Source organism: Aeromicrobium sp. 10G20-16, assembly GCF_055809665.1.
Genome location: NZ_CM147919.1, coordinates 1,142,965 through 1,162,868 on the forward strand (window position 1 = coordinate 1,142,965; position 19,904 = coordinate 1,162,868).

Below are 19,904 nucleotides of genomic sequence, written 5' to 3' on the forward strand. Positions count from 1 at the left end.
TCCTCCTCGTGCCCGTCGGGCGGTCAGGTTCCGGATGTCAGATGCAGGCCGACCAGGCCCGGGTAGAACGCGAAGACGACGGTCACCGGGAGGACCAGGAAGACGACAGGGATCATCATCGAGACCTCCTTGCGACCTCCGGCCTCCATGAGCTCGCGGCGAGCGGCGTCCCGGACGTCGGCGGCCTGAGCGTGCAGGACGTCGACCAACGGGGTCCCGCGCTCGAGTGCCACCGCCAGCCCCTCGGCGAAGCGCGCGATGCTGGTGACGCCGGTACGTCTGGCCAGCGCGTCGAACGTCGCGGCCATGGGCGCCCCGGTGCGGATCTCCGACAGCACCCGCGCGAGCTCGTCGGCGAGGCTTCCGTGGCAGACCCGCAGGATGCGCTCCAGCCCAGCCACCGGGCTCTCGCCCGCAGCGACCGCGAGAGCCAACAGCTCGGCGACGACGGGAAACTCCTGCTCCATCTCCTGCTCGCGGTTTGCCACGGCCTCGCTCAGGCGGCGGTCGCACCACATGACCCCGGCGACGAAGCCGAATCCACAGATGCCGAGGAGCGCTGGTGCTGCAGTACGTTGCGAGGTCCACAGCAGCGTGGCCACGACGAGTCCGGCCAGGAGCCCACCCGTCCCCCACAGCGCCTGACGGACGCGGAACTCATCGAGGGTCGTGGCGACCCCGAGGCGGTCGAGACGTGACCCAACCGCGGCTGCGCTTCCGACCCACTCACCCACCGCACCCGCGGCTCGACGGATGAACGGCCCGAACACCGCCGACGCCACGCCCCCAGACCGTCCCGGAACGGTGACGTACGGGTGGACGTCGCGCACGTACGGCGCCACTCGCTGCTCGACCGACGGCCGCCGAGTTCTCAGCACGCCCGAGACGACGAGCCAGACACCCGCCGACAGGCCGAAGCCCACCAGAGCGCCGCTCATGGTCAGTCCACTCATATCCAGTGAGGTCATGCCAGGATCCGTCGCTCGGCCGGGAGGCGCCCGATCCACATCATCAGGCGGTAGGCGACGAGGCAGGTGAATGCACCACCGCCGAGAACCACCATGCCGGCGGGCGTGGCGAATCGGCCGATGACGTCACCCTGGAAGCACATCAGCAGCAGCACGATCCACGGTGCCGCCACGGCCAGCCGGGCGCCGGTGACCGTCCAGGACTGTCGCGCCTCGATCTCTCCGCGGGTGCGCTGGTCGTCGCGCAGGAAGCCGGCGAGCGATCGCAGGACGCGCCCGAGGTCGCCTCCTCCGACGTCGCGCGCGATGCGCAGGGCCTCCACGACTCGGTCGCCGGTGGGGTCGGCGAGGCGGTCCTTCAACAGGTCGAGCGACTGGTGGAACCTCCCCGATGACTGGTAGTCGTGCCCGAACTGGATGAACGGCTCACGCAGACCGTCGGGGCCCCGCTCGCCGAGCTGGATCAGCGCATCGGGCAGGGACAGACCCGCTCGCACAGCCGACGTCAGGTTGTCCACCGCATCCGGCCACAGGGCGGCGTGCTGACGGCGGCGCCGGGTGGCCCGGCCGCGGAGCACCACCACCGGCACCGATCCGGCCATCACCCCGAAGATCAGGCCGATCGCGACCACCCCGGAAACGGCCACGAAGACCACGGCTCCCATCAGGAACATCGCCGCGCACAAGGCCGCCAGCTGCCAGGGTGCGATCCCGACCGCGCCGGCGCTCGCCAGCAGACCGGCGACACGGCCGGGGCGCGAGGATCGTCGACGTGGCGCAGGACGCCACCCGGGTTCAAGCCAGACCCAGGCGAGCAGGGCGCAGCCCAGGCCGAACACGGCGCCGGTCAGGGCACCCATCGTGACGCTCCGAGCACGTGGTCGAGGTCGATCCCTGCGCGCTCGAACACCTCGCGTCGGACGGGAACACCGTGCTCTCGCCGCAGGGTGGTGCCGCGCCGCAGGAACACCGGCTCGGACTCGATGATGCCGTTCTCGACGCGGCCGGTGATGGCCATGATCTCGCGGACGGCACGAGATCCGTCAGGCCCCATGGCCGTGTGCACGACCAGGTCGACCGAGGTCGCGACGGTCGGCACGACGAATCGCGACCCGATGTTGTCTCCGGCCAGGAGGGGAAGCGTGCACATCTTGACCAGCGCTTGGCGTGCGGAGTTGGCGTGGATCGATGCCATCCCCGGAAGTCCGGCGTTGAGCGCCAGCAGCAGATCGAGACACTCGGCGGCCCGCACCTCACCGACGATGATCCGCGACGGCCGCATCCGCAGGGCCTCCTTGATGAGTGCCCGCAGCGTGATCTCACCGGTGCCCTCGAGGCCGGCCTGGCGGGTCTGGAGGGCGACCCAGTCGGGATGGCCGCACTTCAGCTCGAAGACCTCCTCGACCGACACCAGCCGCTGGGTGCCCGGGATCGACGCCGTCAAGCAGTTCAGCAAGGTGGTCTTTCCCGCCTGGGTCCCACCCGAGACCACCACGTTCAGCCCCGCCCTCACCGAGGCGTCGAGGAACTCGGCGGCGTGCGCGTCGAGCGTGCCGAGGGCGACCAGGTCGTTCAGCGACTGGGCCTTGGCGATGAACTTGCGGATGTTGACGGCGGCGAACCCCCGGGTGATACCGCCGAGCACGACGTGCAGGCGGTGGCCACCGGGCAGGGTGGCGTCGACGAACGGCTGACTGATGTCGAGGCGCCGCCCGCTGCTGGACAGCATGCGCTCGACCAGCTCGCGTACCTGATCGGCCGTGAGCACCAGCGACGTCAGCTCGTGCGTGCCGCCGCGCGCGACGAAGACCCGATCAGGCTCGTTGATCCACACCTCCTCGACGGTGTCGTCGTCGAGGAACTGCTGCAGCGGCCCGAACCCGGACACGTCGGCGAGGATCTGCCCGACCAGCACCTCGGGCTGGTCGACCGGACGCACCGCACCGGTGAGGCTGCGGCGGTCGTGCTCGGCGATGACGTCGAGAGCAGCCCGGCGCACGGCATCGGTGTCGGTGCGCGGATCGATGCGTCGCTCGCGCACCAGATCACGCACCTGATCGGCGAACGCCGGTGCCAGCTGGTCCATCCGATCCCCCCGAATCGTCTGTTGGTCAAGCATCCTGCCCGACGGACACCCCGATGTGAAGGGGTGTCCGTCCGGCTGTGGACGGCGTGACCCCGCGCCGCGCTACTGCGCGTAGGGCGCGAGCGCCGGCTCGGCCGGGACGCGGTCGGCGACCAGGACCTGCTGGCCGGCCTGGGCGAGCACCTTCGGGAAGTTGGCGGTGAACGAGGCGAGGGTCACCGCCGGCATGAACGCCCGCAGGCAGACCGAGCGCGAGATGCGCGACGCCTTCGCGGGACCAGCGTTCTCCAGCGCGTCGGCCACCAGCGCGTAGCCGACCGGATCGGAGGTCCCCATGGTCAGGTGCTCGGACACGTGCACCGGGCAGATCGACTGCACCAGGATGTTGGACTTCGCACCGGGCCCGGTGTGCAGGGCGCTGCTCGCGTACGGCGGGAAGTTGGGCACCACGATCTCGTCCGTGGCGGTGTAGACCTGCGTGTACGAGATGCCGGTGTAGGTCTCCTGTCCGGCGTTCAGCGTGGCCAGGAACGTCGAGCCGGTCTGCTGCTGCCAGAACGCCGGTGCGCAGCCGATCGCGCAGATCGGGTACGCGTCGAGCGTGCCGTGGTTGGACGGGTCCAGGCCGACCAGGTCGTCGACCATGGCGCGGGTGTCGGGCCAGAACTTCAGCGCCCACCGCGGCACCATGCCGCCCTGGCTGAACCCGACGACGGAGACCTTGCGCCCGGCCTCCGCACGCAGCGTCCGGATGCCGTTGACGACGTACTCGGCCGCCACCTGGATGTCGCCCATCGCGTTCTTGGGCAGCTCGACCCAGCACCAGGCTCGCTGCTCGGACGTGAACGCCTTGGCGTAGTTCCACGAGAAGTTCACGTCGGGAGTCAGGGTGGTGCCGGGCACCAAGAGCACCGGCGTGGGTCCGCTGCGCGGGTTGCCCGAGCAGGTGAGCGACGACGCAAGCTGGCCGGCGGGCACCGAGTACCCGGGAGGGCCGGCGGCCTGCGCCGGGGAGGCGACGAGGACGGCCGCTGCGGTGGCAGCCGTGGCGAGCGCAGTGGCGAAGAGACGACGAACGATCATGTTTCCCCCAGGATGTGACGACGGTCACCCAGCACAACGCTCGTTGTAACTCGACGTTACGTCTTCGCGCCACCGCCGTCGCTGCTGAGTCCGGAGTGACGGGTGGGTGATGATGTGGCCATGAAGCGCACGATCGCGATGGCCGCAGCACTGCTCGTGGTGTCCGCGTGCAGCTCGTCCAGCGAGCCGGCCACGCCCCCCACACCTGCGCCGACGACGGCTCCCACCCCCTCCGCGACGACTCCCGCGCCGACCGCCACCACGCCCGCCCCCGACCCCGAGGCACCCGCGATCGACTACGACACGCAGCAGGACTCAGGGCGGGTCGTGTCCGACGCCGGCAGCGCGGCCGACCTGCCCCAGGCGTCGGACGACTTCAAGACCTTCGTCGCCGCCGAGCTCAAGCGCCTGCGGAACGAGGCCGGGAGCGACTGCCCCGGCAGCCCCGAGATCCGGGTCAGCAAGCTGCAGAACGCCGGCTGGGCCTCCGGCGGCGTCTTCACTCCCGAGTGCGGTGGCTACGCGGTGCTGTGGGCCAAGCAGGGCGGCCAGTGGTCACAGGTCTGGGGCGGCCAGGAGCTCGTCGACTGCGCCACCCTGGTGCGCTACCGCTTCCCCGCGTCGGTCGCCGGCGACCAGTGCCTGAGCCAGGAGGGCGCCGCGAACGCCTATCGCGGATGAGCCTGCCCCTGGTGTGGGGCGCCACCGACGACGAGGCGCGCCGGCACTACCCGGCCGACGACGCCGTGCCCGGCAGGTCCGTGCGCATGACCCGCGCGATCGACGTGGCCGCACCGGTCGAGGTCACCTGGCGCTGGCTGTGCCAGATCTCGGTGGCCCCCTACTCCTACGACTGGATCGACAATCGCGGACGACAGAGCCCGCGTGAGCTCACGCCCGGTGCTCACCAGCTCGAGATCGGGCAGACCATGGCCGTCGTGTTCCGCCTGACGTCCTTCGACGCCCCCCATCAGTGGACGGGCCTGACCACTCCGCGGGGCCAGAAGCTGTTCGGCCCCGTTGCGATGACGTATGCAGCAGAACCATCCGGCGCAGGATCGCGCATCGTCGCGCGTCTCACCGCCGCCGCCCCGACCCGGCTGACCCGCGTGCGCGCCGAGGCGCTCGCGTGGGGCGACCTGGTGATGATGCGCAAGCAGCTGCGGGTGCTCAAGGAGCTGGCCGAGTCGCCGATCTAGTCTGAGCCCGTGACCGCTCGCGACCTGCCGCTGCTGGATCTCGCCGACCTCGACGGCGGACCCGAAGCCCTGCAGACCTTCCGCCACGACCTGCGCGAGGCGACGCACGAGGTCGGCTTCTTCCACCTGCGTCACCGCATCCCCGACGACGTGGTGAGCGAGCTGTTCGACACGGCCCGCCGGTTCTTCGCCCTCCCCGACGACGACAAGCACGCGATCGACATGACGCGCAGCCCGTGGTTTCGCGGGTACACCCGCGTGGGCGGCGAGCTGACCCAGGGTGCCGTCGACTGGCGCGAACAGATCGACATCGGCTCCGAGCGCGACCCGGCGCCCGCCGACGCCCTGCCCCACCAGCGCCTCGACGGGCCCAACCAGTGGCCCGCGGCGATGCCCGAGCTGCGTCCGGTGATCACCGCCTGGACCGATCGTCTCGAGGCGATCGGGCACCGCCTCGTGCGCGAGTGGGCCGTCTCCCTGGGCGCCTCGCCCGACCACTTCGACAGCACCTTTGACCTGCCGTCGACCCTGCTGAAGCTGGTCCGCTACCCGGGCAGCGACGACGCCCAACAGGGCGTCGGGGCGCACAAGGACCCCGGCATCCTCACGCTGCTGCTGATCGAGCCGGGTGTCGGGGGCCTGCAGGTGCAGCGCGACGGCACCTCAGGGGACGCAGGCTGGATCGACGTCCCGCCGACCGACGACTGCTTCGTGGTCAACATCGGCGAGCTCATGGAGGTCGCCACCGACGGCTACCTGCGCGCCACCCAGCATCGCGTGGTCGCTCCCCCGGCCGGTACCGAGCGCCTCTCCATCCCCTACTTCTTCAACCCCGGGCTGGCGGCCGAGATCCCGCCGATCGACCTGCCACCCGAGCTCGCCGCGATGTCGCGCGGGGTCACCCAGGACGCCCAGAACGTCCTGGGATCCCGGTACGGCGAGAACCTGTTGAAGGCTCGGCTGCGCGCCCATCCCGACGTGGCGGCGATCCACCACCCCGACCTGGTGGGCGCCGCACGCAACTAGCGACCGAGCTTGAGCACCTTCTTGGTCTGCTCGGCCATCTTGGCCTCGCCCAGCGCGTTGGGGTGCACGATCACGGGGTTGGTGCCGAGCAGGACCGGCTCGATCCAGCGGGTGCCGATCGGCTTGCAGGCGTCGTGACCGACCGAGACGGTGCTGAAGTCGACGTAGGTGACCTTCGTCGCCGCAGCCGCACGCTTGATCGCCGAGTTCAGGGTCTTCTGCAGGTCGAACAGGTAGGGGATGTCGCCCGTGGCGAGCGGCAGCTGCGGGAAGCAGCCCTTCGTCGGCGGCACGATGTTCGGGTAGCCGAGGATGGCGACCTTCGCCTTCGGCGACTTCTGCTTGACCGCCTTCAGCGCCTTGACCAGCGACGGGTACGTGGTGGTGTTGATCGTCTCGACGAACGACGAGCCGTACCTGTCCTTGCACGGGCTGCCCTGGCCGAGGGTGGTGAGGCCGGCGGTGCCGCAGCTGAGGATGGCGCCGATGAAGACGCTGCTGTCGTTGCCACCGATCGTCATGGTGACGAGCTGGGTGTCCGGCTTCAGGGCGTCCAGCTGGGGCGCGACGCCGGGGTACTGCGACTCGAAGAAGTCACCGGTCTCCGCAGCGCCACACGTGACGTCGGTCAGCTGCGCGCCGATCTGGGCCGCCAGCACGTGCGGGTAGTTGCGGGTGGACCGCAGACAACCGACGAACGCGGTGAGGTCGAGCGGCAGCACCCCCGATGCGGCGCTGTAGGAGTCGCCGAGGGCGACGTAGCGCAACGGGGCAGGGGCGGCGGACGACGGCGAGACCAGTGCCACGGTGGCCGCCAGGGCCGAGACGACGGAGCCGAGCAGAAGACGCTTCATGTCCCCACAACGACCCAGAGTGGCTCACGTCACGTCATTTGTGACTCGCAAGTAACTCCACGCGGTCCAACTCGTTGTGACCTGCAACACATGTCGCCGAAGGAGCCCCCGTGCGCCGATCACTCACCGCAGCCCTCGCAGCACCCGCCCTGGCCGCCATCTGCATGACCTCCCTGGCGGGCCCGGCCCAAGGAGCCGACGCCGTCCCGTCACCGCAGACGGCCGACGGCTACGGCACCGTCCGCAACATCGTCCCGGCCGGCCAACGCGGCACGATCAACGCCGGAGACCTGCTCAAGGTGCTCGCCGGCGGCGGCCTCACCGCGATCGAGGGCAAGAACGCGCCCAGGAACTACGCCGACCAGCTCGAGATGTACGACCGGTTCAACACCCACGACCCCGCCGACATCACCGACGCCGACGTCGACCGCGACTACAAGGCCGCCGGCTTCGTCCCCGACACCGTGGTGAGCACCGACAAGCCCCGAGCGGGCGTCACCATCGAGCGCGACTCCTACGGGGTCCCCTACATCACCGGCAAGACCTACGAGGACACCATGTTCGGCGCCGGATACGCCGGCACCCAGGACCGCATGTTCCTCATGGACGCGCTGCGCCACCTCGGCGCAGGCCGCGGCGCCGAGTTCGTCGGGGCCACCCCCGGCAACATCGCGATGGACCGCGAGCAGGTGCGCACGGCGTACTACACGCCGAAGGAGGCCGCCGACCAGCTCGAGATCATCGCGCAGGAGAACGGCGCGGAGGGCGAGCGGTTGCTGCGTGGCGCCGACGCGTACCTCGCCGGCATCAACGCCGCCCAGGACAAGATGTGCCCGCTCGGCCTGCCGACCGGCGCCCAGTGCCCCGCCGAGTACCTGGCTCTGCAGAAGAAGCCCACCAAGTGGACGCGAGCCGACCTCACGTACGTCGCGTCGCTGGTCGGCGGCATCTTCGGCAAGGGCGGCGGCCAGGAGTTCGCCAACGCCCGCTTCTACAGCACCCTGAAGAAGTCGCTCGGCACCAAGAAGGCCAACAAGGTCTTCACCAGCCTGCGCGAGAAGAACGACACCGAGGCACCCACAACGGCCACCACCTCGTTCCCCTACGACGACGTGCCGTTCGACCCGACCAAGCCCGGCGTGGCGATTCCCGACCTCGACGGCCCGGTGGCCTCCGGCTCCGGCGACGACGCCGGCTCCACCAGTCCGCTGGAGACGCTCGTGGACGCGCTGCGACTCGGACTGACCGGCGTCCCCGCCGATCCCGGACCGGCCCCCAAGGGCACCATCGACCTGAGCAGCCTGTTCGCCACCACCGGCATGAGCAACGCCCTGGTGGTGGGCGCCGACAAGACCTCCACAGGTCGCCCGTTGGCGGTGTTCGGCCCGCAGACCGGCTACTACAACCCGCAGCTGCTCAACGAGCAGGTGCTGATGGGGCCGGGAGTGTTCGCGCGCGGCGTCTCGTTCGCCGGCACCAACCTCGTGGTCGAGCTCGGACACGGCCTCGACTACGCCTGGTCGGCCACCAGCGCCGGCAGCGACAACATCGACACCGTCGTGGAGAAGCTGTGCAACGCCGACGGCAGCGCACCCACGGTGGAGTCCACGTCGTACCTCGACGGCGACCGGTGCGTGCCGATGCAGTACAACGAGCACAAGGAGACCGTGATCCCGAACATCACGGCTCCGACCCTGCCCAAGACGCTGAAGATGCAGGTCTGGCGCACCAAGCACGGCATCGTGCAGACCCGCACGACCGTCGACGGCAGGCCCGTGGCGATCGTGCTCGAGCGCAGCACCTACGGCCGCGAGGCCGCCTCGATCCTCGGATTCTCGCGGTTCAACGACCCGGGCTTCGTGACCGACGCTCGATCGTTCCAGCGCGCGGCCGAGGGCATCGACTACACGTTCAACTGGTTCTACGCCGACGACCGGGACATCGCGTTCTACTCCTCGGGTCGCCTTCCGGTGCGCGCCGAGGGCGTCGACACCGACCTGCCGCGCTGGTCCGACGCGAAGTACGACCCCACCGGATGGCTCGCGCCGCAGGATCACGCCCAGCAGATCAACCCGCCGACGGGGTACCTGGCCAGCTGGAACAACAAGCCGGCTCCCGACTTCGCCGCGGCCGACGACAAGTGGTCGGACGGATCGGTGCACCGCTCGCAGGCGCTCAGCCGTCGGGTGGAGTCGGCCATCGATGACGGCAAGGTCAGCCGAGCCAGACTCGCGGCCATCGTGCAGGACGCCGCCACCGAGGACGTGCGCGCGAAGTCGCTGCTGCCCGAGCTGCTGGCGGTCATCGGCAAGGATCCCGCGACGGCGGAGGCGCGCCGCCTGCTGTCGGACTGGCTGGCCGACGGTGCGCATCGCGTCGATCGCGACCGCACCGGCAGCTACGAGCACCAGGCTGCGATCGCGATCTTCGACACGTGGTGGCAGGACGGCGATCACGCTCTGGCGTTCGACGCCGTGGAGCCGGGACTCGGGTCCGAGATCGCTCGCGCCGTTCCGCAGCCGCTGGACAACCACCCACGGCTGGGTCAGGGCTCGGCGTGGCTCGGCGCTCCCTGGTACGGCTACCTCGACAAGGACCTGCGCCGCGTGCTCGGCCAGCAGGTCGGCTCCCCGTTCTCGGTGAAGCTGTGCGGCTCGAAGAGCCGCTGTCGGGCGACGCTGCGGTCGTCGCTGCTGGCTGCCGTGGATCGCGCGGAGGCCGCTCAGGGCGTCGACAGCCCCGGAGCGCTGACCTACGACAAGACGATCGACGACATCGTGCCCACCACCGGTGGTGTCGTGGGCGTTCGGCCGATCGACTGGCAGAACCGGCCCACCTTCCAGCAGGTGGTCGACTACACGGGCCACCGCGCCCGCTGAGGCCCTGACCGAGTGCCCCGGAAAGGGCGCTGGGCCTGACGTCTCGACCGCGACACGCTGGCGTGTCGGGTCAGAACGTCAGGCCCAGCGGGAACCTCAGACCAGGTCGTACCGGTCCAGGTTCATGACCTTGTCCCACGCCGACACGAAGTCGGTGACGAACTTGTCCTTGGCGTCGTCGCTGGCGTAGACCTCGGCCAGCGCGCGCAGCTCGGAGTTCGAGCCGAACACCAGGTCGGCACGGCTGCCGGTCCAGACGACGTCGCCCGTGGCCGTGTCGCGGCACTCGAACATCGTCTCGGTGTCGTCCGTGGCCGACCACTCGTGACCCATGGCGGTCAGGTTGACGAAGAAGTCGTTCGTCAACGTGCCCGGGTTGGCGGTGAGCACGCCGGTGGCGGAGCCGTCGTAGTTCGCACCCAGCACCCGGAGGCCGCCGACCAGCACGGTCATCTCCGGCGCCGTCAGCGTCAGCAGGTTGGCGCGATCGACGAGCAGGTACTCGGCCGGGAGCACGTTGCCCTTGCCCGCGTAGTTGCGGAAGCCGTCGGCAGCCGGCTCCAGCGCGGCGAAGGAGTCGACGTCGGTCTGCTCCTGCGACGCGTCGGTGCGGCCGGGCGTGAACGGGACGGTCAGGTCGTGACCGGCGTCCCGGGCGGCCTTCTCGACGCCGGCGCAACCGGCCAGCACGATCAGGTCGGCCATCGACACGGTGCCGGCGAACGAGGACTGCACGCCCTCGAGCGTGCGCAGCACGACCGCCAGCTGGTCGGGGTTGTTGACCTCCCAGCCGTTCTGCGGCTCGAGGCGCAGGCGGCCACCGTTGGCGCCGCCGCGCTTGTCGCTGCCGCGGAACGACGCCGCTGCGGCCCAGGCCGTCGACACCAGCTGCGCGACGGTGAGGTCGGTGGCGAGCACCGCCTCCTTGAGGGTCGCGACGTCGGCGTCGCTGAGCGTGTAGCCGTCAGCAGCCGGGACCGGGTCCTGCCACAACAGCTCCTCGCTGGGCACCTCCGGTCCGAGGTAGCGCTGGATCGGCCCCATGTCGCGGTGCGTCAGCTTGAACCAGGCGCGCGCGAACGCGTCGGCGAACTCGGCCGGGTTCTCGTGGAAGCGGCGTGAGATCGGCTCGTAGATCGGGTCCTCGCGCAGCGCGATGTCCGACGTGAGCATGGTCGGGACACGCGCGGCCGATCCCTCGGCCGGTCCGGGCACGGTTCCCGCGCCGGCGCCGTCCTTGGGCTGCCACTGGTGCGCACCCGCGGGGCTCTTGGTCAGCTCCCACTCGTAGCCGAAGAGGTTGTCGAAGTACCCGTTGCTCCACTGCGTGGGCGTGCTGGTCCAGGTGACCTCGAGGCCCGACGTGATGGCGTCCTCGCCCTTGCCGGACTTGTAGGAGTTCTTCCATCCGAAGCCCTGCTCGGTCAGACCGGCACCCTCGGGCTCGGGCCCGACGTACTGCTCGGGGTCGGCGGCACCGTGGGTCTTGCCGAAGGTGTGGCCGCCGGCGATCAGCGCCACGGTCTCCTCGTCGTTCATGGCCATGCGGCCGAAGGTCTCGCGGATGTCGCGCGCCGAGCCGAGCGGGTCGGGGACGCCCTCGGGGCCCTCGGGGTTGACGTAGATCAGGCCCATCTGGACCGCGGCGAGCGGGTTCTCGAGGTCACGGTCACCGGTGTAGCGCTTCTGGCCGCCCTCGTCGCCGCCGAGCCACTCGGTCTCCGGGCCCCAGTAGACGTCCTCGTCGGGCTCCCACACGTCGGCGCGGCCGCCGGCGAAGCCGAAGGTCTCGAAGCCCATGGACTCCAGGGCGACGTTGCCGGTGAGCACCATCAGGTCGGCCCAGGAGATCTTGGCGCCGTACTTCTTCTTGACCGGCCACAGCAGGCGGCGGGCCTTGTCGAGGTTGCCGTTGTCGGGCCAGCTGTTCAACGGGGCGAAGCGCTGCATGCCGGCTCCGGCGCCACCGCGGCCGTCGCGGATGCGGTACGTGCCGGCGCTGTGCCACGCCATGCGGATCATGAACGGGCCGTAGTGACCGAAGTCGGCCGGCCACCAGTCCTGCGAGGTGGTGAGCACGTCGGCGATGTCGGCCTTGACGGCAGCGAGGTCGAGGGTCTTGAACGCCTCGGCGTAGTCGAAGTCCGCACCCATCGGGTTGGCCTCGGCAGGGTGCTTGCGCAGGATCTTCAGGTTCAGCTGGTTGGGCCACCACTCGCGGTTGCTGTGCCCCTCTGCGGGGTGCATCGGCGTGTCGCCGTGCATCACCGGGCAGCCTCCCGCGCTCTGGTTCTCGTCGGAGTTCATCTCGCCGACTTCGGCGTTGGCATCAGACATGTCGTTTCCTTCCGGTGGTGGGTTCGTGGGCTCAGGGGGTGGTGCAGTCGGAGCAGGTGCCCCAGTAGATGACCTCGGCCTCGTCGATCGAGAATCCGTGGTCGTCGGACGCGGTGAGGCACGGCACGGCCTCGATGGCGCAGTCGACGTCGGCGATGACACCGCAGGTGCGACACACGACGTGGTGGTGGTTGTCGCCGACCCGTGACTCGTAGCGCGCCACGGATCCGGACGGCTGGATGCGCCGCACGAGGCCCGCGCCGGTGAGGGCGCGGAGCACGTCGTAGACCGCCTGGTGGCTGACCTCGGCGAGGTTGGCGCGCACCGCGGTGATGATCGTGTCGGTGTCGGCGTGCGGGTGCTGGTGCACGGCGTCGAGCACGGCCACACGGGGGCGCGTGACGCGCAGGTCGGCCGAGCGCAGCTGCTGCTCGAGGTCCGACGTCTGCATCACATTTTGAGCGTCTCCCACATTCTTGAATGAGTCAAGACTTTGGCCCAGCGTGTTGTGGCCCAGTAGGTCGTGGCCAGTGTGTCGCGGCGCAGTGTCGTGGCCAGTGTGTCGCGGCGCACGGAATGCGCATCGCGCCGATCTGGTTGAAATCTGCATGACCTCACTCTTCGACGAACTGCCCATGGGCGCCTGGACGCTCCCGAACCGCATCGTGATGGCGCCACTCACGCGCAACCGCGCCGAGGCCGGCGGAGTGCCCGGCGACCTCGCCGTCCAGTACTACGCGCAACGCGCCACCGCCGGCCTGATCGTCACCGAGGGATCGCAGCCGAGCGCTCCCGGCCAGGGGTACCTGAACACCCCCGGCTTCCACTCCCCCGAACAGCTCGCCGGCTGGAGCCGCGTGGCCGACGCCGTGCACGCCAAGGGCGGACGCATCGTCGCGCAGCTCATGCACGTGGGGCGCATCTCGCACCCCGACAACACCGGCGGGCAGCCCATCGTCGCGCCGAGTGCGATCGCCGCCCCCGACCGCGTCTTCACGCCCCAGGGCATGCAGGACTACCCCACGCCCCGAGCGCTCGAGCTCGACGAGATCCCCGGCGTCGTCGAGGAGTACGTGACCGCAGCGCGCAACGCCGTCGAGGCGGGCCTCGACGGGGTCGAGGTGCACGCGGCCAACGGCTACCTGATCCACCAGTTCCTCGCGCCGGGCTCGAACGAGCGCACCGACGTCTACGGCGGATCACCCGAGAACCGCGCACGGTTCGCCGTCGAGGTCACCCGCGCCGTCGCCGAGGCGATCGGCGCCGACCGTGTCGGCATCCGCATCTCCCCCGCACACAACATCCAGGGCGCCACCGAGACCGACGCCGACGACGTCGCCGCCACCTACGGGGCGCTCGTCGAGGCCATCGCCCCGCTCGGTCTGGCCTACCTCAGCGTGCTGGCCGACCCGTCGCTCGAGCTCGTGCAGTCGCTTCGCGCGACCTTCGGCGGCCCGGTCGTGGCCAACACCGGGTTCACCTCGGTCACCACCCGCGAGTCGGCGCAAGCGATCCTGGACGACGGGCTGGCCGACGCCGTGGCGGTGGGGCGCCCGATCCTGGCCAACCCCGACCTGGTGGAGCGGTGGAAGACCGACGCCGACCTGAACGACCCGAACCCCGACACCTTCTACAGCGGCGGCGCCGAGGGATACGTCGACTACCCGTTCCTCGACGGGTCCACGGCAGCCTGAGCGGAGCGAGCCCCCGCCGCACCGTCTCTCATCGTGGACAGCGCGGCGGGCGGCTCGCAACCGGCTGACGATGGGATCCATCACTCGAGAACAGGACTCACCCATGGTCAAGCAGATCGTTCCGTTCGTCGTCGCCGGGCAGGGCACCGGCGTTGCACAGGAGATCACCGTCAGCGGCGACAACGCGCACGTGTTCCAGGCCGACACCTACCCGGCGTTCGGCGGGGCCGACGCGTCGCCCAGCCCACTGGCGTACACCCTCGGGGCACTCACCTCGTGCCAGCAGATCACCACTCAGCTCGTGGCCAAGGAGCTCGGCGTCACCGTCGGAGCGTTCACGTTCTCGGCCCGGGGCGACCTCGACCCGTCCGTCATGGTCGGGGGCGCGGACGGCAACGCCAACTTCGACGCCGTCACCGTGACCGCATCCGTCGCGACCGACGCCGACCCGGAGACGTTCGACCGTCTCGTCAGCGAGATGGAGCGTCGGTGCCCCGTCACCCAGCTCTTCCAGCGCAGCGGGCTGGACTACACCTCCAGCTGGACCGCCGAACCACTCGCTGCCGGAGCCTGACCGCGGACGCCTGATCACCGGGACCGGGCCGCACGCCTAGGCTGACGACATGGCAACGCTGATCCTCGTCCGGCACGGCCGCACCACCGCGAACGCGAGCGGTGTTCTCGCCGGACGAACGGCGGGCGTCCGGCTGGACGAGACCGGCCGCCAGCAGGCGAGGCGCGCGGGTGAGCGCCTCGCCGTCGTGCCGTTGGCCGCCGTCGTGTCGAGCCCGCTGGAGCGGTGCCGGCAGACCTCGCGCGCCCTGCTCGCCGAGCAGGCGTCCGCCCCCGACCTGCTGGTCGAGAAGGGCATCACCGAGTGCGACTACGGCGAGTGGCAGGGCCGCAAGCTCGCCGACCTCGGCAAGGAGGACCTCTGGAAGGTGGTGCAGGGCCAGCCCTCGGCGGCCGCGTTCCCCGGTGGCGAGTCGCTGTCGGCCATGCAGGCCCGATCGGTGGCGGCGGTGCGCCGCCACGACGCCGCCATCGAGGCCGAGCACGGCAAGAACGCCGTCTGGGCGGCCGTCAGCCACGGCGACATCATCAAGTCGATCCTCGCCGACGCCCTCGGCATGCACCTCGACCTGTTCCAGCGTCTCCACGTGGACCCGGCGTCGATCTCGATCGTGCGGTACTCGGCGGGTCGACCCACGGTGCTGGCGTCTAACACCCACGCCGGGGACCTCGCATGGCTGAAGGTCGCGCCGGAGTCCGACGACGCCCAGGTGGGAGGCGGAGCGGGCCCGGAGGCGAAGGCTTCCGGGGGCTCCTAAACTGACCACATGCCACCTCTCGTGCACGGTTTCGACTGGCCCGACCGGTTCGTCATCGACACGGTCGGCGCCCCCGGCGCCCGCACCTTCTTCCTGCAGGCACGCACCGGCTCCGAGTTGGTCAGCGTCGCCCTGGAGAAGGAGCAGTCGGCCGTGCTGGCCGAGAAGATCGAGGAGATCCTCGACCAGCTGATGGCCGAGGACGGCAACCCGTTCAGCATCCCTGCTCTCGCACCCGACGGCCTGGTGGACAAGGACCCGCTGGACGAGCCGGTGCGAGAGCAGTTCCGTGCCGGCGCGATGAGCCTCGGCTGGGACCCGTCGACGGCGCAGATCGTCATCGAGGCCTACCCGGTCAGCGAGGCCGACGCCGACGCGCTGGAGTCGCTCGATCCGGTGGAGCTGGAGCCCGAGGAGGTGCTGCAGGTCCGCATCCCGGTGGGCACGGCCCGCGCGTTCGCGAAGCGCACCCGCGAGATCGTCGAGTCCGGCCGCCCGACCTGCTCGCTGTGCGGGCAGCCGATGGACTCCGTGGTCGACCACGTCTGCACCCTGCCCGACGGCTTCCAGTGACCCAGGAGCTGGCCGACGAGCTGGGCTCGGGCCTGCAGATCACCGGCCGGCTGCTGTCGGCATCCAACGGCACCTACGTCGGCGAGCTCGACGACGTCACCGTCGTCTACAAGCCGGTGTCCGGCGAACGTCCGCTGTGGGACTTCCCCGACGGCAACCTCGCCCGTCGCGAGGTCGCGTCGTACGCGGTGTCCGAGGTGCTGGGCTGGGACGTCGTGCCGCGCACCTGGCTCGGCGACGGCCCGTTCGGCCCCGGAATGCTGCAGCTGTGGTGCGAGCCCGACCCGGCACAGGACGCGGTCGACCTGGTGCCGTCCGGCCGGGTCCCGGACGGCTGGTTGCACGTGTTCGACGGGCTCGACGCCCGCGACCGTCCGGTGTCGCTCATCCACGAGGACTCCCCGGCCCTGCGTCGCATGGCGATCTTCGACACCATCGTCAACAACGCCGACCGCAAGGGCGGGCACGTGCTCGAGATGACCTCGGGCCACCGGCACGGCATCGACCACGGGCTGACGTTCCACACCGAGCACAAGCTGCGCTCGGTGCTGTGGGGCTGGATCGACGAGCCGCTCACCGACGACGAGGTGGCCGGCGTGCAGCGCGTGCGCGACGCGCTGGCCGGCGATCTGGGCGACAGGCTCGACGACCTGCTGACCATCCACGAGGTCGGTGCCCTGGCGGCGCGCTGCGACCACCTGCTGCGCGACCCACGCTTCCCGGCGCCGCGCGGCCACATGCCGCCCATCCCCTGGCCACCCTTCTGATGAATCTCGTTCTGGAGGCGCACCGCCATGGCCGTTGACGCGCTGCTGATCGGCTGCGGACGCCTCGGGACGGACGTCGGACTCCGTCTGGCCGCCCTCGGTCACGACGTGGCAGGCATCCGGCGCCATGCCGACGACGTGCCGGCACCCATCCACGGCATCTCGGCCGACCTCACCCTCGACGCGCCCGTCCTGCCCCCGCTCGACCTCGGCCTGCTCGTCGTCGCGCTCACGGCCCGCCCCCGCAGCGAGGAGGCCTACCGGGCCACCTACGTCGACGGCATGGCTCGCGCGCTCGACGCCGTGGAGGCCACCGGCCAGCGGCCGAGTCGGGCCGTGCTCGTGTCCTCGACCGCGGTCTTCGGCGAGACCTCGCCCGACATCGTGACGGACGAGACGATCCTCGCCGCACCCACCGACGGACCGGGCCGCATGCTGCTGGCCGCCGAGGAGGTCTTTCGCGACCGGGTGCCCGGCGGCACGGTGCTTCGCCTGTCAGGGCTCTACGACGGCGACAGCACCCGCTTGGTCGACCAGGTGCGATCCGGCGACCTTGCCGATCCCGATCGCTGGACCAACCGCATCCACCGCTCGGACGCGGCCGCCGCGATCGTGCACCTGCTGACCATGGACGCCGCGCCTGCCGCGCTCTACGTCGGCACGGACGACGAGCCGGCTCAGCTCGGCGACGTCGCGGCACACCTCGCGGAGCGGCTGGACCTTCCTGCTCCACCCCCGGCGGACCCGGCGCGCGGCACGGGCAAGAGGCTGTCCAACGCGCTGCTCCGTTCGACCGGCTGGACGCCTGAGGTGCCCACCTACCGCGAGGGCTACGCCGTGATCGGGTGAGTTTCACCCTGCGTGGCTTGGTGGTCCTCGCAAGGATGGAGCAGTGAAGCGTCGGTCCCGCATGGTCGCCACCGGTGCCGGCGCGGTCGCAGCACTGGCCGTCTGCGCGATGCTCACCGACGTGGGCGGCGACGTGGTGGACCAGGTGACCGAGCTGGTCGAGGCCGACGAGGTGCTCCCCGACACCGGTGAACCACTCACCCTGGCGTTCGCGGGCGACGTGCACTTCGAGGGCGAGCTTCCAGACGGTGCCCGGCCGCGCGGACTCCACCCTCGGGCCGATGTCCAGGACTCTGCAGGCGGCCGACCTGGCGATGATCAACCTCGAGACGGCGATCACCGACGAGGACGACCGCGCGCCCAAGGAGCTGGAGGACCCGAACAACCGGTACTGGTTCCGCACGGATCCCGACGCTCTCGACATGCTCGACCGTTCCGGCGTCGACGTGGTGTCCGTGGCCAACAACCACGGCGCCGACTTCGGCCTGGCCGGCCTGCGCGACACCCTGCGGGCCGCCGACGACTCCCCGGTGGCGATCGTCGGCGTCGGCCGTGACGACCGGCAGGCCTTCGCGCCCCATCGGGCCCGGGTGCGCGGCACCGACGTCGCGGTGCACGCCGCCGACGCGTCGTTCCGTGAAGGGGCGTCCGACATCTGGGCAGCGGTGCCCGGCAGCGGCCCCGGCATCGCCTCGGCCCGTTCGGCTGCGGCACCGCAGCTGGTGGCCGCCGTGCGCGAGTCCGCGCGGGTGGACGACCTGGTCGTCGTCTACCTGCACTGGGGCGACGAGGGCGACGCGTGCAGCACCACGTCGCAACGCGCCCTGGCCGGCACGCTGGCCGACGCCGGCGCCGACGTCATCGTCGGGTCGCACGCCCACAAGGTGATGGGCTCGGGCGTGAGCGGCTCGACGTACGTCAGCTACGGCTTGGGCAACTTCCACTGGTACAACGGTCGCGAGTCCGAGACCGGCGTGCTGCAGCTGACCGTCGAGGGCGGACGCGTCGTGAGCGACACGTGGGTCCCCGGCAGCATCCCGGCCGACGGTGGGGCCGCCCGCCCGCTCTCCGGCGACGATGCCGACGACGCCGTCGAGGCCTGGAACGACCGTCGCGACTGCACCGACCTCGAGCCCGGCCCCGGCCCGGCGTCGTCACCTGCGGCCGACGCCGGTCCGGACGACCCGGCCGACCGGCTGCCGGAGTTCACCTCGACCGTCTCCGGCATCGGCCCGTCGGTCCGCCTGGGCATGACCAGCCACGACCCGGACGTCTGCCCGGTGCCGCTCGCCGACCTGCGCCACGTCGTGGTGACGTACCTCGGGTTCGACGGACGAGCACACGAGGGCGAGCTGGTGGTGCACGCCGACGTCGCGCGCGACATCAGGGACGTGTTCGGCGACCTGTACGACGCGCGGTTCCCGATCGAGCGCATGCGCCTCGTCGACGAGTTCGGCGGCGACGACAACCGCTCGATGGCGGCCAACAACACGTCGGGCTACAACTGTCGCCGCGTGGCCGGCACCGACCGCTGGTCCAACCACGCCTACGGCCGGGCGATCGACATCAATCCCGTGCAGAACCCGTACGTGATCGGCCAGGACGTCCGTCCGCCGGCAGCCGAGCGGTTCATCGACGTCGACCGGTCCGGTACCTCGGCTCCGCGGCCGGGCGTGATCACCGAGGACGGCGTGGTGCGGCGAGCCTTCGACGGCATCGGCTGGCAGTGGGGCGGTGCCTTCGCGGAACCGGACTACCAGCACTTCGCCCAGTGAGGACGACGCGACTGATGTCCACCCGAAGGCGGCGTCAGGTTCGAGGACTGCGCCGACGGTGCCACCGCGGTCGACCCGTGGGAGCCGCGGCCTAGAAGCCCAGCGCGGAGGCGAGACCCTCGACGTCGGCGACGGTCAGGGTCGCGGCGGGGTGCTTGATGGTCGAGGTCGGGTCGATCCCGGGCACCGGGGCGTCGAACGTCACGCACAGGCCGCGGCGACCGTTGGTGGCGAAGCTGATGCCGCGGTCGGCGAACGACAAGTGCGGCGGTCCGGCCGTCTTGAGGAACCCGTAGTCGGTGGTGACGTCGAGGCCCGCGATGTTGGTCAGCGCGGTGCGCAGCCGCCACCATCCGTAGCGCACCCGCAGCTCGACCGGCGTCACCTCGACCCACGCGCGGCTCGGGGTGACGCCGAATGCCAGCCCGGCGACGCGGTACCGGGGCTCCCAGTCGAACTCGAAGCGCTGCACGGTCACCATGA

The 19,904-nt window shown here is 70.7% G+C and carries 19 protein-coding genes; 11 read left to right on the forward strand and 8 right to left on the reverse strand.

Going from position 1 to position 19,904, the window contains the following annotated elements:
• Window positions 1-23: 23 nt before the first annotated feature.
• The 4 genes from AC0L5F_RS05785 to AC0L5F_RS05800 form a co-directional block, all read right to left on the reverse strand.
• Entirely contained in the window at window positions 24-968 is a 945-nt protein-coding gene (locus AC0L5F_RS05785; RefSeq protein WP_473315668.1) for a type II secretion system F family protein, read from the reverse strand.
• Window positions 965-1,828, reverse strand: coding sequence for a type II secretion system F family protein (locus AC0L5F_RS05790; RefSeq protein ID WP_473315669.1), 864 nt, complete (start codon window positions 1,826-1,828; stop codon window positions 965-967). The genes AC0L5F_RS05785 and AC0L5F_RS05790 overlap by 4 nt, the downstream gene beginning before the upstream one ends.
• Window positions 1,816-3,054 (reverse strand): CpaF family protein, encoded by a 1,239-nt coding sequence (locus tag AC0L5F_RS05795; RefSeq protein WP_473315670.1) that lies wholly within the window; start codon window positions 3,052-3,054, stop codon window positions 1,816-1,818. The genes AC0L5F_RS05790 and AC0L5F_RS05795 overlap by 13 nt, the downstream gene beginning before the upstream one ends.
• 102 nt (window positions 3,055-3,156) lie before the next feature.
• Complete coding sequence (locus AC0L5F_RS05800; protein WP_473315671.1) at window positions 3,157-4,137, reverse strand: esterase/lipase family protein; 981 nt, start codon at window positions 4,135-4,137, stop codon at window positions 3,157-3,159.
• A 120-nt stretch (window positions 4,138-4,257) separates the two neighbouring features.
• Between AC0L5F_RS05800 and AC0L5F_RS05805 the strand changes: the two genes are divergently transcribed.
• The 3 genes from AC0L5F_RS05805 to AC0L5F_RS05815 are packed head-to-tail and all read left to right on the forward strand — an operon-like array spanning window position 4,258 to window position 6,362.
• Window positions 4,258-4,818 carry a hypothetical protein gene (locus AC0L5F_RS05805; RefSeq protein WP_473315672.1) on the forward strand — a complete coding sequence of 187 codons (561 nt, stop codon included), beginning with the start codon at window positions 4,258-4,260 and terminating at the stop codon, window positions 4,816-4,818.
• Window positions 4,815-5,336 carry a hypothetical protein gene (locus AC0L5F_RS05810; RefSeq protein ID WP_473315673.1) on the forward strand — a complete coding sequence of 174 codons (522 nt, stop codon included), beginning with the start codon at window positions 4,815-4,817 and terminating at the stop codon, window positions 5,334-5,336. Before AC0L5F_RS05805 ends, AC0L5F_RS05810 begins: the two co-directional genes overlap by 4 nt.
• 9 nt (window positions 5,337-5,345) lie before the next feature.
• Window positions 5,346-6,362, forward strand: a complete 1,017-nt coding sequence (locus AC0L5F_RS05815) for an isopenicillin N synthase family dioxygenase (protein ID WP_473315674.1) — start codon at window positions 5,346-5,348, stop codon at window positions 6,360-6,362.
• On the opposite strand, the gene AC0L5F_RS05820 is transcribed toward AC0L5F_RS05815, so the two are convergent.
• On the reverse strand, window positions 6,359-7,216 hold the full coding sequence (locus AC0L5F_RS05820) for an SGNH/GDSL hydrolase family protein (protein WP_473315675.1): 858 nt from the start codon (window positions 7,214-7,216) through the stop codon (window positions 6,359-6,361). The genes AC0L5F_RS05815 and AC0L5F_RS05820 overlap by 4 nt on opposite strands.
• 110 nt (window positions 7,217-7,326) lie before the next feature.
• Here AC0L5F_RS05820 and AC0L5F_RS05825 point away from each other — a divergent pair, with 110 nt between their 5' ends.
• A complete protein-coding gene (locus AC0L5F_RS05825) occupies window positions 7,327-10,095 on the forward strand; it encodes a penicillin acylase family protein (RefSeq protein WP_473315676.1) in 2,769 nt (922 codons plus the stop codon).
• Window positions 10,096-10,191: 96 nt separating this feature from the next.
• Here the strand turns inward: AC0L5F_RS05825 and katG are convergent, their stop codons facing one another.
• Window positions 10,192-12,432 (reverse strand): catalase/peroxidase HPI, encoded by a 2,241-nt coding sequence (gene katG, locus AC0L5F_RS05830; RefSeq protein WP_473315677.1) that lies wholly within the window; start codon window positions 12,430-12,432, stop codon window positions 10,192-10,194.
• Between the two features lie 31 nt (window positions 12,433-12,463).
• Complete coding sequence (locus tag AC0L5F_RS05835) at window positions 12,464-12,883, reverse strand: Fur family transcriptional regulator (RefSeq protein ID WP_473316158.1); 420 nt, start codon at window positions 12,881-12,883, stop codon at window positions 12,464-12,466.
• Between the two features lie 157 nt (window positions 12,884-13,040).
• Here AC0L5F_RS05835 and AC0L5F_RS05840 point away from each other — a divergent pair, with 157 nt between their 5' ends.
• The 7 genes from AC0L5F_RS05840 (at window position 13,041) to AC0L5F_RS05870 (ending at window position 19,421) form a co-directional block, all read left to right on the forward strand.
• Window positions 13,041-14,126, forward strand: coding sequence for an alkene reductase (locus tag AC0L5F_RS05840; protein ID WP_473315678.1), 1,086 nt, complete (start codon window positions 13,041-13,043; stop codon window positions 14,124-14,126).
• 103 nt (window positions 14,127-14,229) lie between these two features.
• Entirely contained in the window at window positions 14,230-14,700 is a 471-nt protein-coding gene (locus AC0L5F_RS05845; protein WP_473315679.1) for an OsmC family protein, read from the forward strand.
• 49 nt (window positions 14,701-14,749) lie between these two features.
• On the forward strand, window positions 14,750-15,457 hold the full coding sequence (locus tag AC0L5F_RS05850) for a histidine phosphatase family protein (RefSeq protein WP_473315680.1): 708 nt from the start codon (window positions 14,750-14,752) through the stop codon (window positions 15,455-15,457).
• Window positions 15,458-15,466: 9 nt separating this feature from the next.
• The gene (locus AC0L5F_RS05855; protein ID WP_473315681.1) at window positions 15,467-16,030 is read left to right on the forward strand and encodes a DUF3090 domain-containing protein; all 564 of its coding nucleotides are present in this window, start codon (window positions 15,467-15,469) and stop codon (window positions 16,028-16,030) included.
• Window positions 16,027-16,797: an SCO1664 family protein gene (locus AC0L5F_RS05860; RefSeq protein WP_473315682.1), complete on the forward strand. Its 771-nt coding sequence runs from the start codon at window positions 16,027-16,029 to the stop codon at window positions 16,795-16,797. Before AC0L5F_RS05855 ends, AC0L5F_RS05860 begins: the two co-directional genes overlap by 4 nt.
• Before the next feature lie 27 nt (window positions 16,798-16,824).
• Window positions 16,825-17,646: a Rossmann-fold NAD(P)-binding domain-containing protein gene (locus tag AC0L5F_RS05865; RefSeq protein WP_473315683.1), complete on the forward strand. Its 822-nt coding sequence runs from the start codon at window positions 16,825-16,827 to the stop codon at window positions 17,644-17,646.
• Between the two features lie 281 nt (window positions 17,647-17,927).
• Complete coding sequence (locus tag AC0L5F_RS05870; RefSeq protein WP_473315684.1) at window positions 17,928-19,421, forward strand: CapA family protein; 1,494 nt, start codon at window positions 17,928-17,930, stop codon at window positions 19,419-19,421.
• A gap of 91 nt (window positions 19,422-19,512) precedes the next feature.
• On the opposite strand, the gene AC0L5F_RS05875 is transcribed toward AC0L5F_RS05870, so the two are convergent.
• Complete coding sequence (locus AC0L5F_RS05875) at window positions 19,513-19,902, reverse strand: hypothetical protein (RefSeq protein WP_473315685.1); 390 nt, start codon at window positions 19,900-19,902, stop codon at window positions 19,513-19,515.
• Between the last annotated feature and the right edge of the window lie 2 nt (window positions 19,903-19,904).

Coding starts and splice junctions, on each gene's coding strand:
- AC0L5F_RS05870 (WP_473315684.1), top strand. CDS start 17,928: ATGTCCAGGACTCTGCAGGCGGCCGACCTGGCGATGATCAACCTCGAG.
- AC0L5F_RS05795 (WP_473315670.1), bottom strand. CDS start 3,054: ATGGACCAGCTGGCACCGGCGTTCGCCGATCAGGTGCGTGATCTGGTG.
- katG (WP_473315677.1), bottom strand. CDS start 12,432: ATGTCTGATGCCAACGCCGAAGTCGGCGAGATGAACTCCGACGAGAAC.
- AC0L5F_RS05800 (WP_473315671.1), bottom strand. CDS start 4,137: ATGATCGTTCGTCGTCTCTTCGCCACTGCGCTCGCCACGGCTGCCACC.
- AC0L5F_RS05865 (WP_473315683.1), top strand. CDS start 16,825: ATGGCCGTTGACGCGCTGCTGATCGGCTGCGGACGCCTCGGGACGGAC.
- AC0L5F_RS05845 (WP_473315679.1), top strand. CDS start 14,230: ATGGTCAAGCAGATCGTTCCGTTCGTCGTCGCCGGGCAGGGCACCGGC.
- AC0L5F_RS05810 (WP_473315673.1), top strand. CDS start 4,815: ATGAGCCTGCCCCTGGTGTGGGGCGCCACCGACGACGAGGCGCGCCGG.
- AC0L5F_RS05875 (WP_473315685.1), bottom strand. CDS start 19,902: ATGGTGACCGTGCAGCGCTTCGAGTTCGACTGGGAGCCCCGGTACCGC.
- AC0L5F_RS05855 (WP_473315681.1), top strand. CDS start 15,467: ATGCCACCTCTCGTGCACGGTTTCGACTGGCCCGACCGGTTCGTCATC.
- AC0L5F_RS05820 (WP_473315675.1), bottom strand. CDS start 7,216: ATGAAGCGTCTTCTGCTCGGCTCCGTCGTCTCGGCCCTGGCGGCCACC.
- AC0L5F_RS05840 (WP_473315678.1), top strand. CDS start 13,041: ATGACCTCACTCTTCGACGAACTGCCCATGGGCGCCTGGACGCTCCCG.
- AC0L5F_RS05790 (WP_473315669.1), bottom strand. CDS start 1,828: ATGGGTGCCCTGACCGGCGCCGTGTTCGGCCTGGGCTGCGCCCTGCTC.
- AC0L5F_RS05785 (WP_473315668.1), bottom strand. CDS start 968: ATGACCTCACTGGATATGAGTGGACTGACCATGAGCGGCGCTCTGGTG.
- AC0L5F_RS05835 (WP_473316158.1), bottom strand. CDS start 12,883: ATGCAGACGTCGGACCTCGAGCAGCAGCTGCGCTCGGCCGACCTGCGC.
- AC0L5F_RS05850 (WP_473315680.1), top strand. CDS start 14,750: ATGGCAACGCTGATCCTCGTCCGGCACGGCCGCACCACCGCGAACGCG.
- AC0L5F_RS05805 (WP_473315672.1), top strand. CDS start 4,258: ATGAAGCGCACGATCGCGATGGCCGCAGCACTGCTCGTGGTGTCCGCG.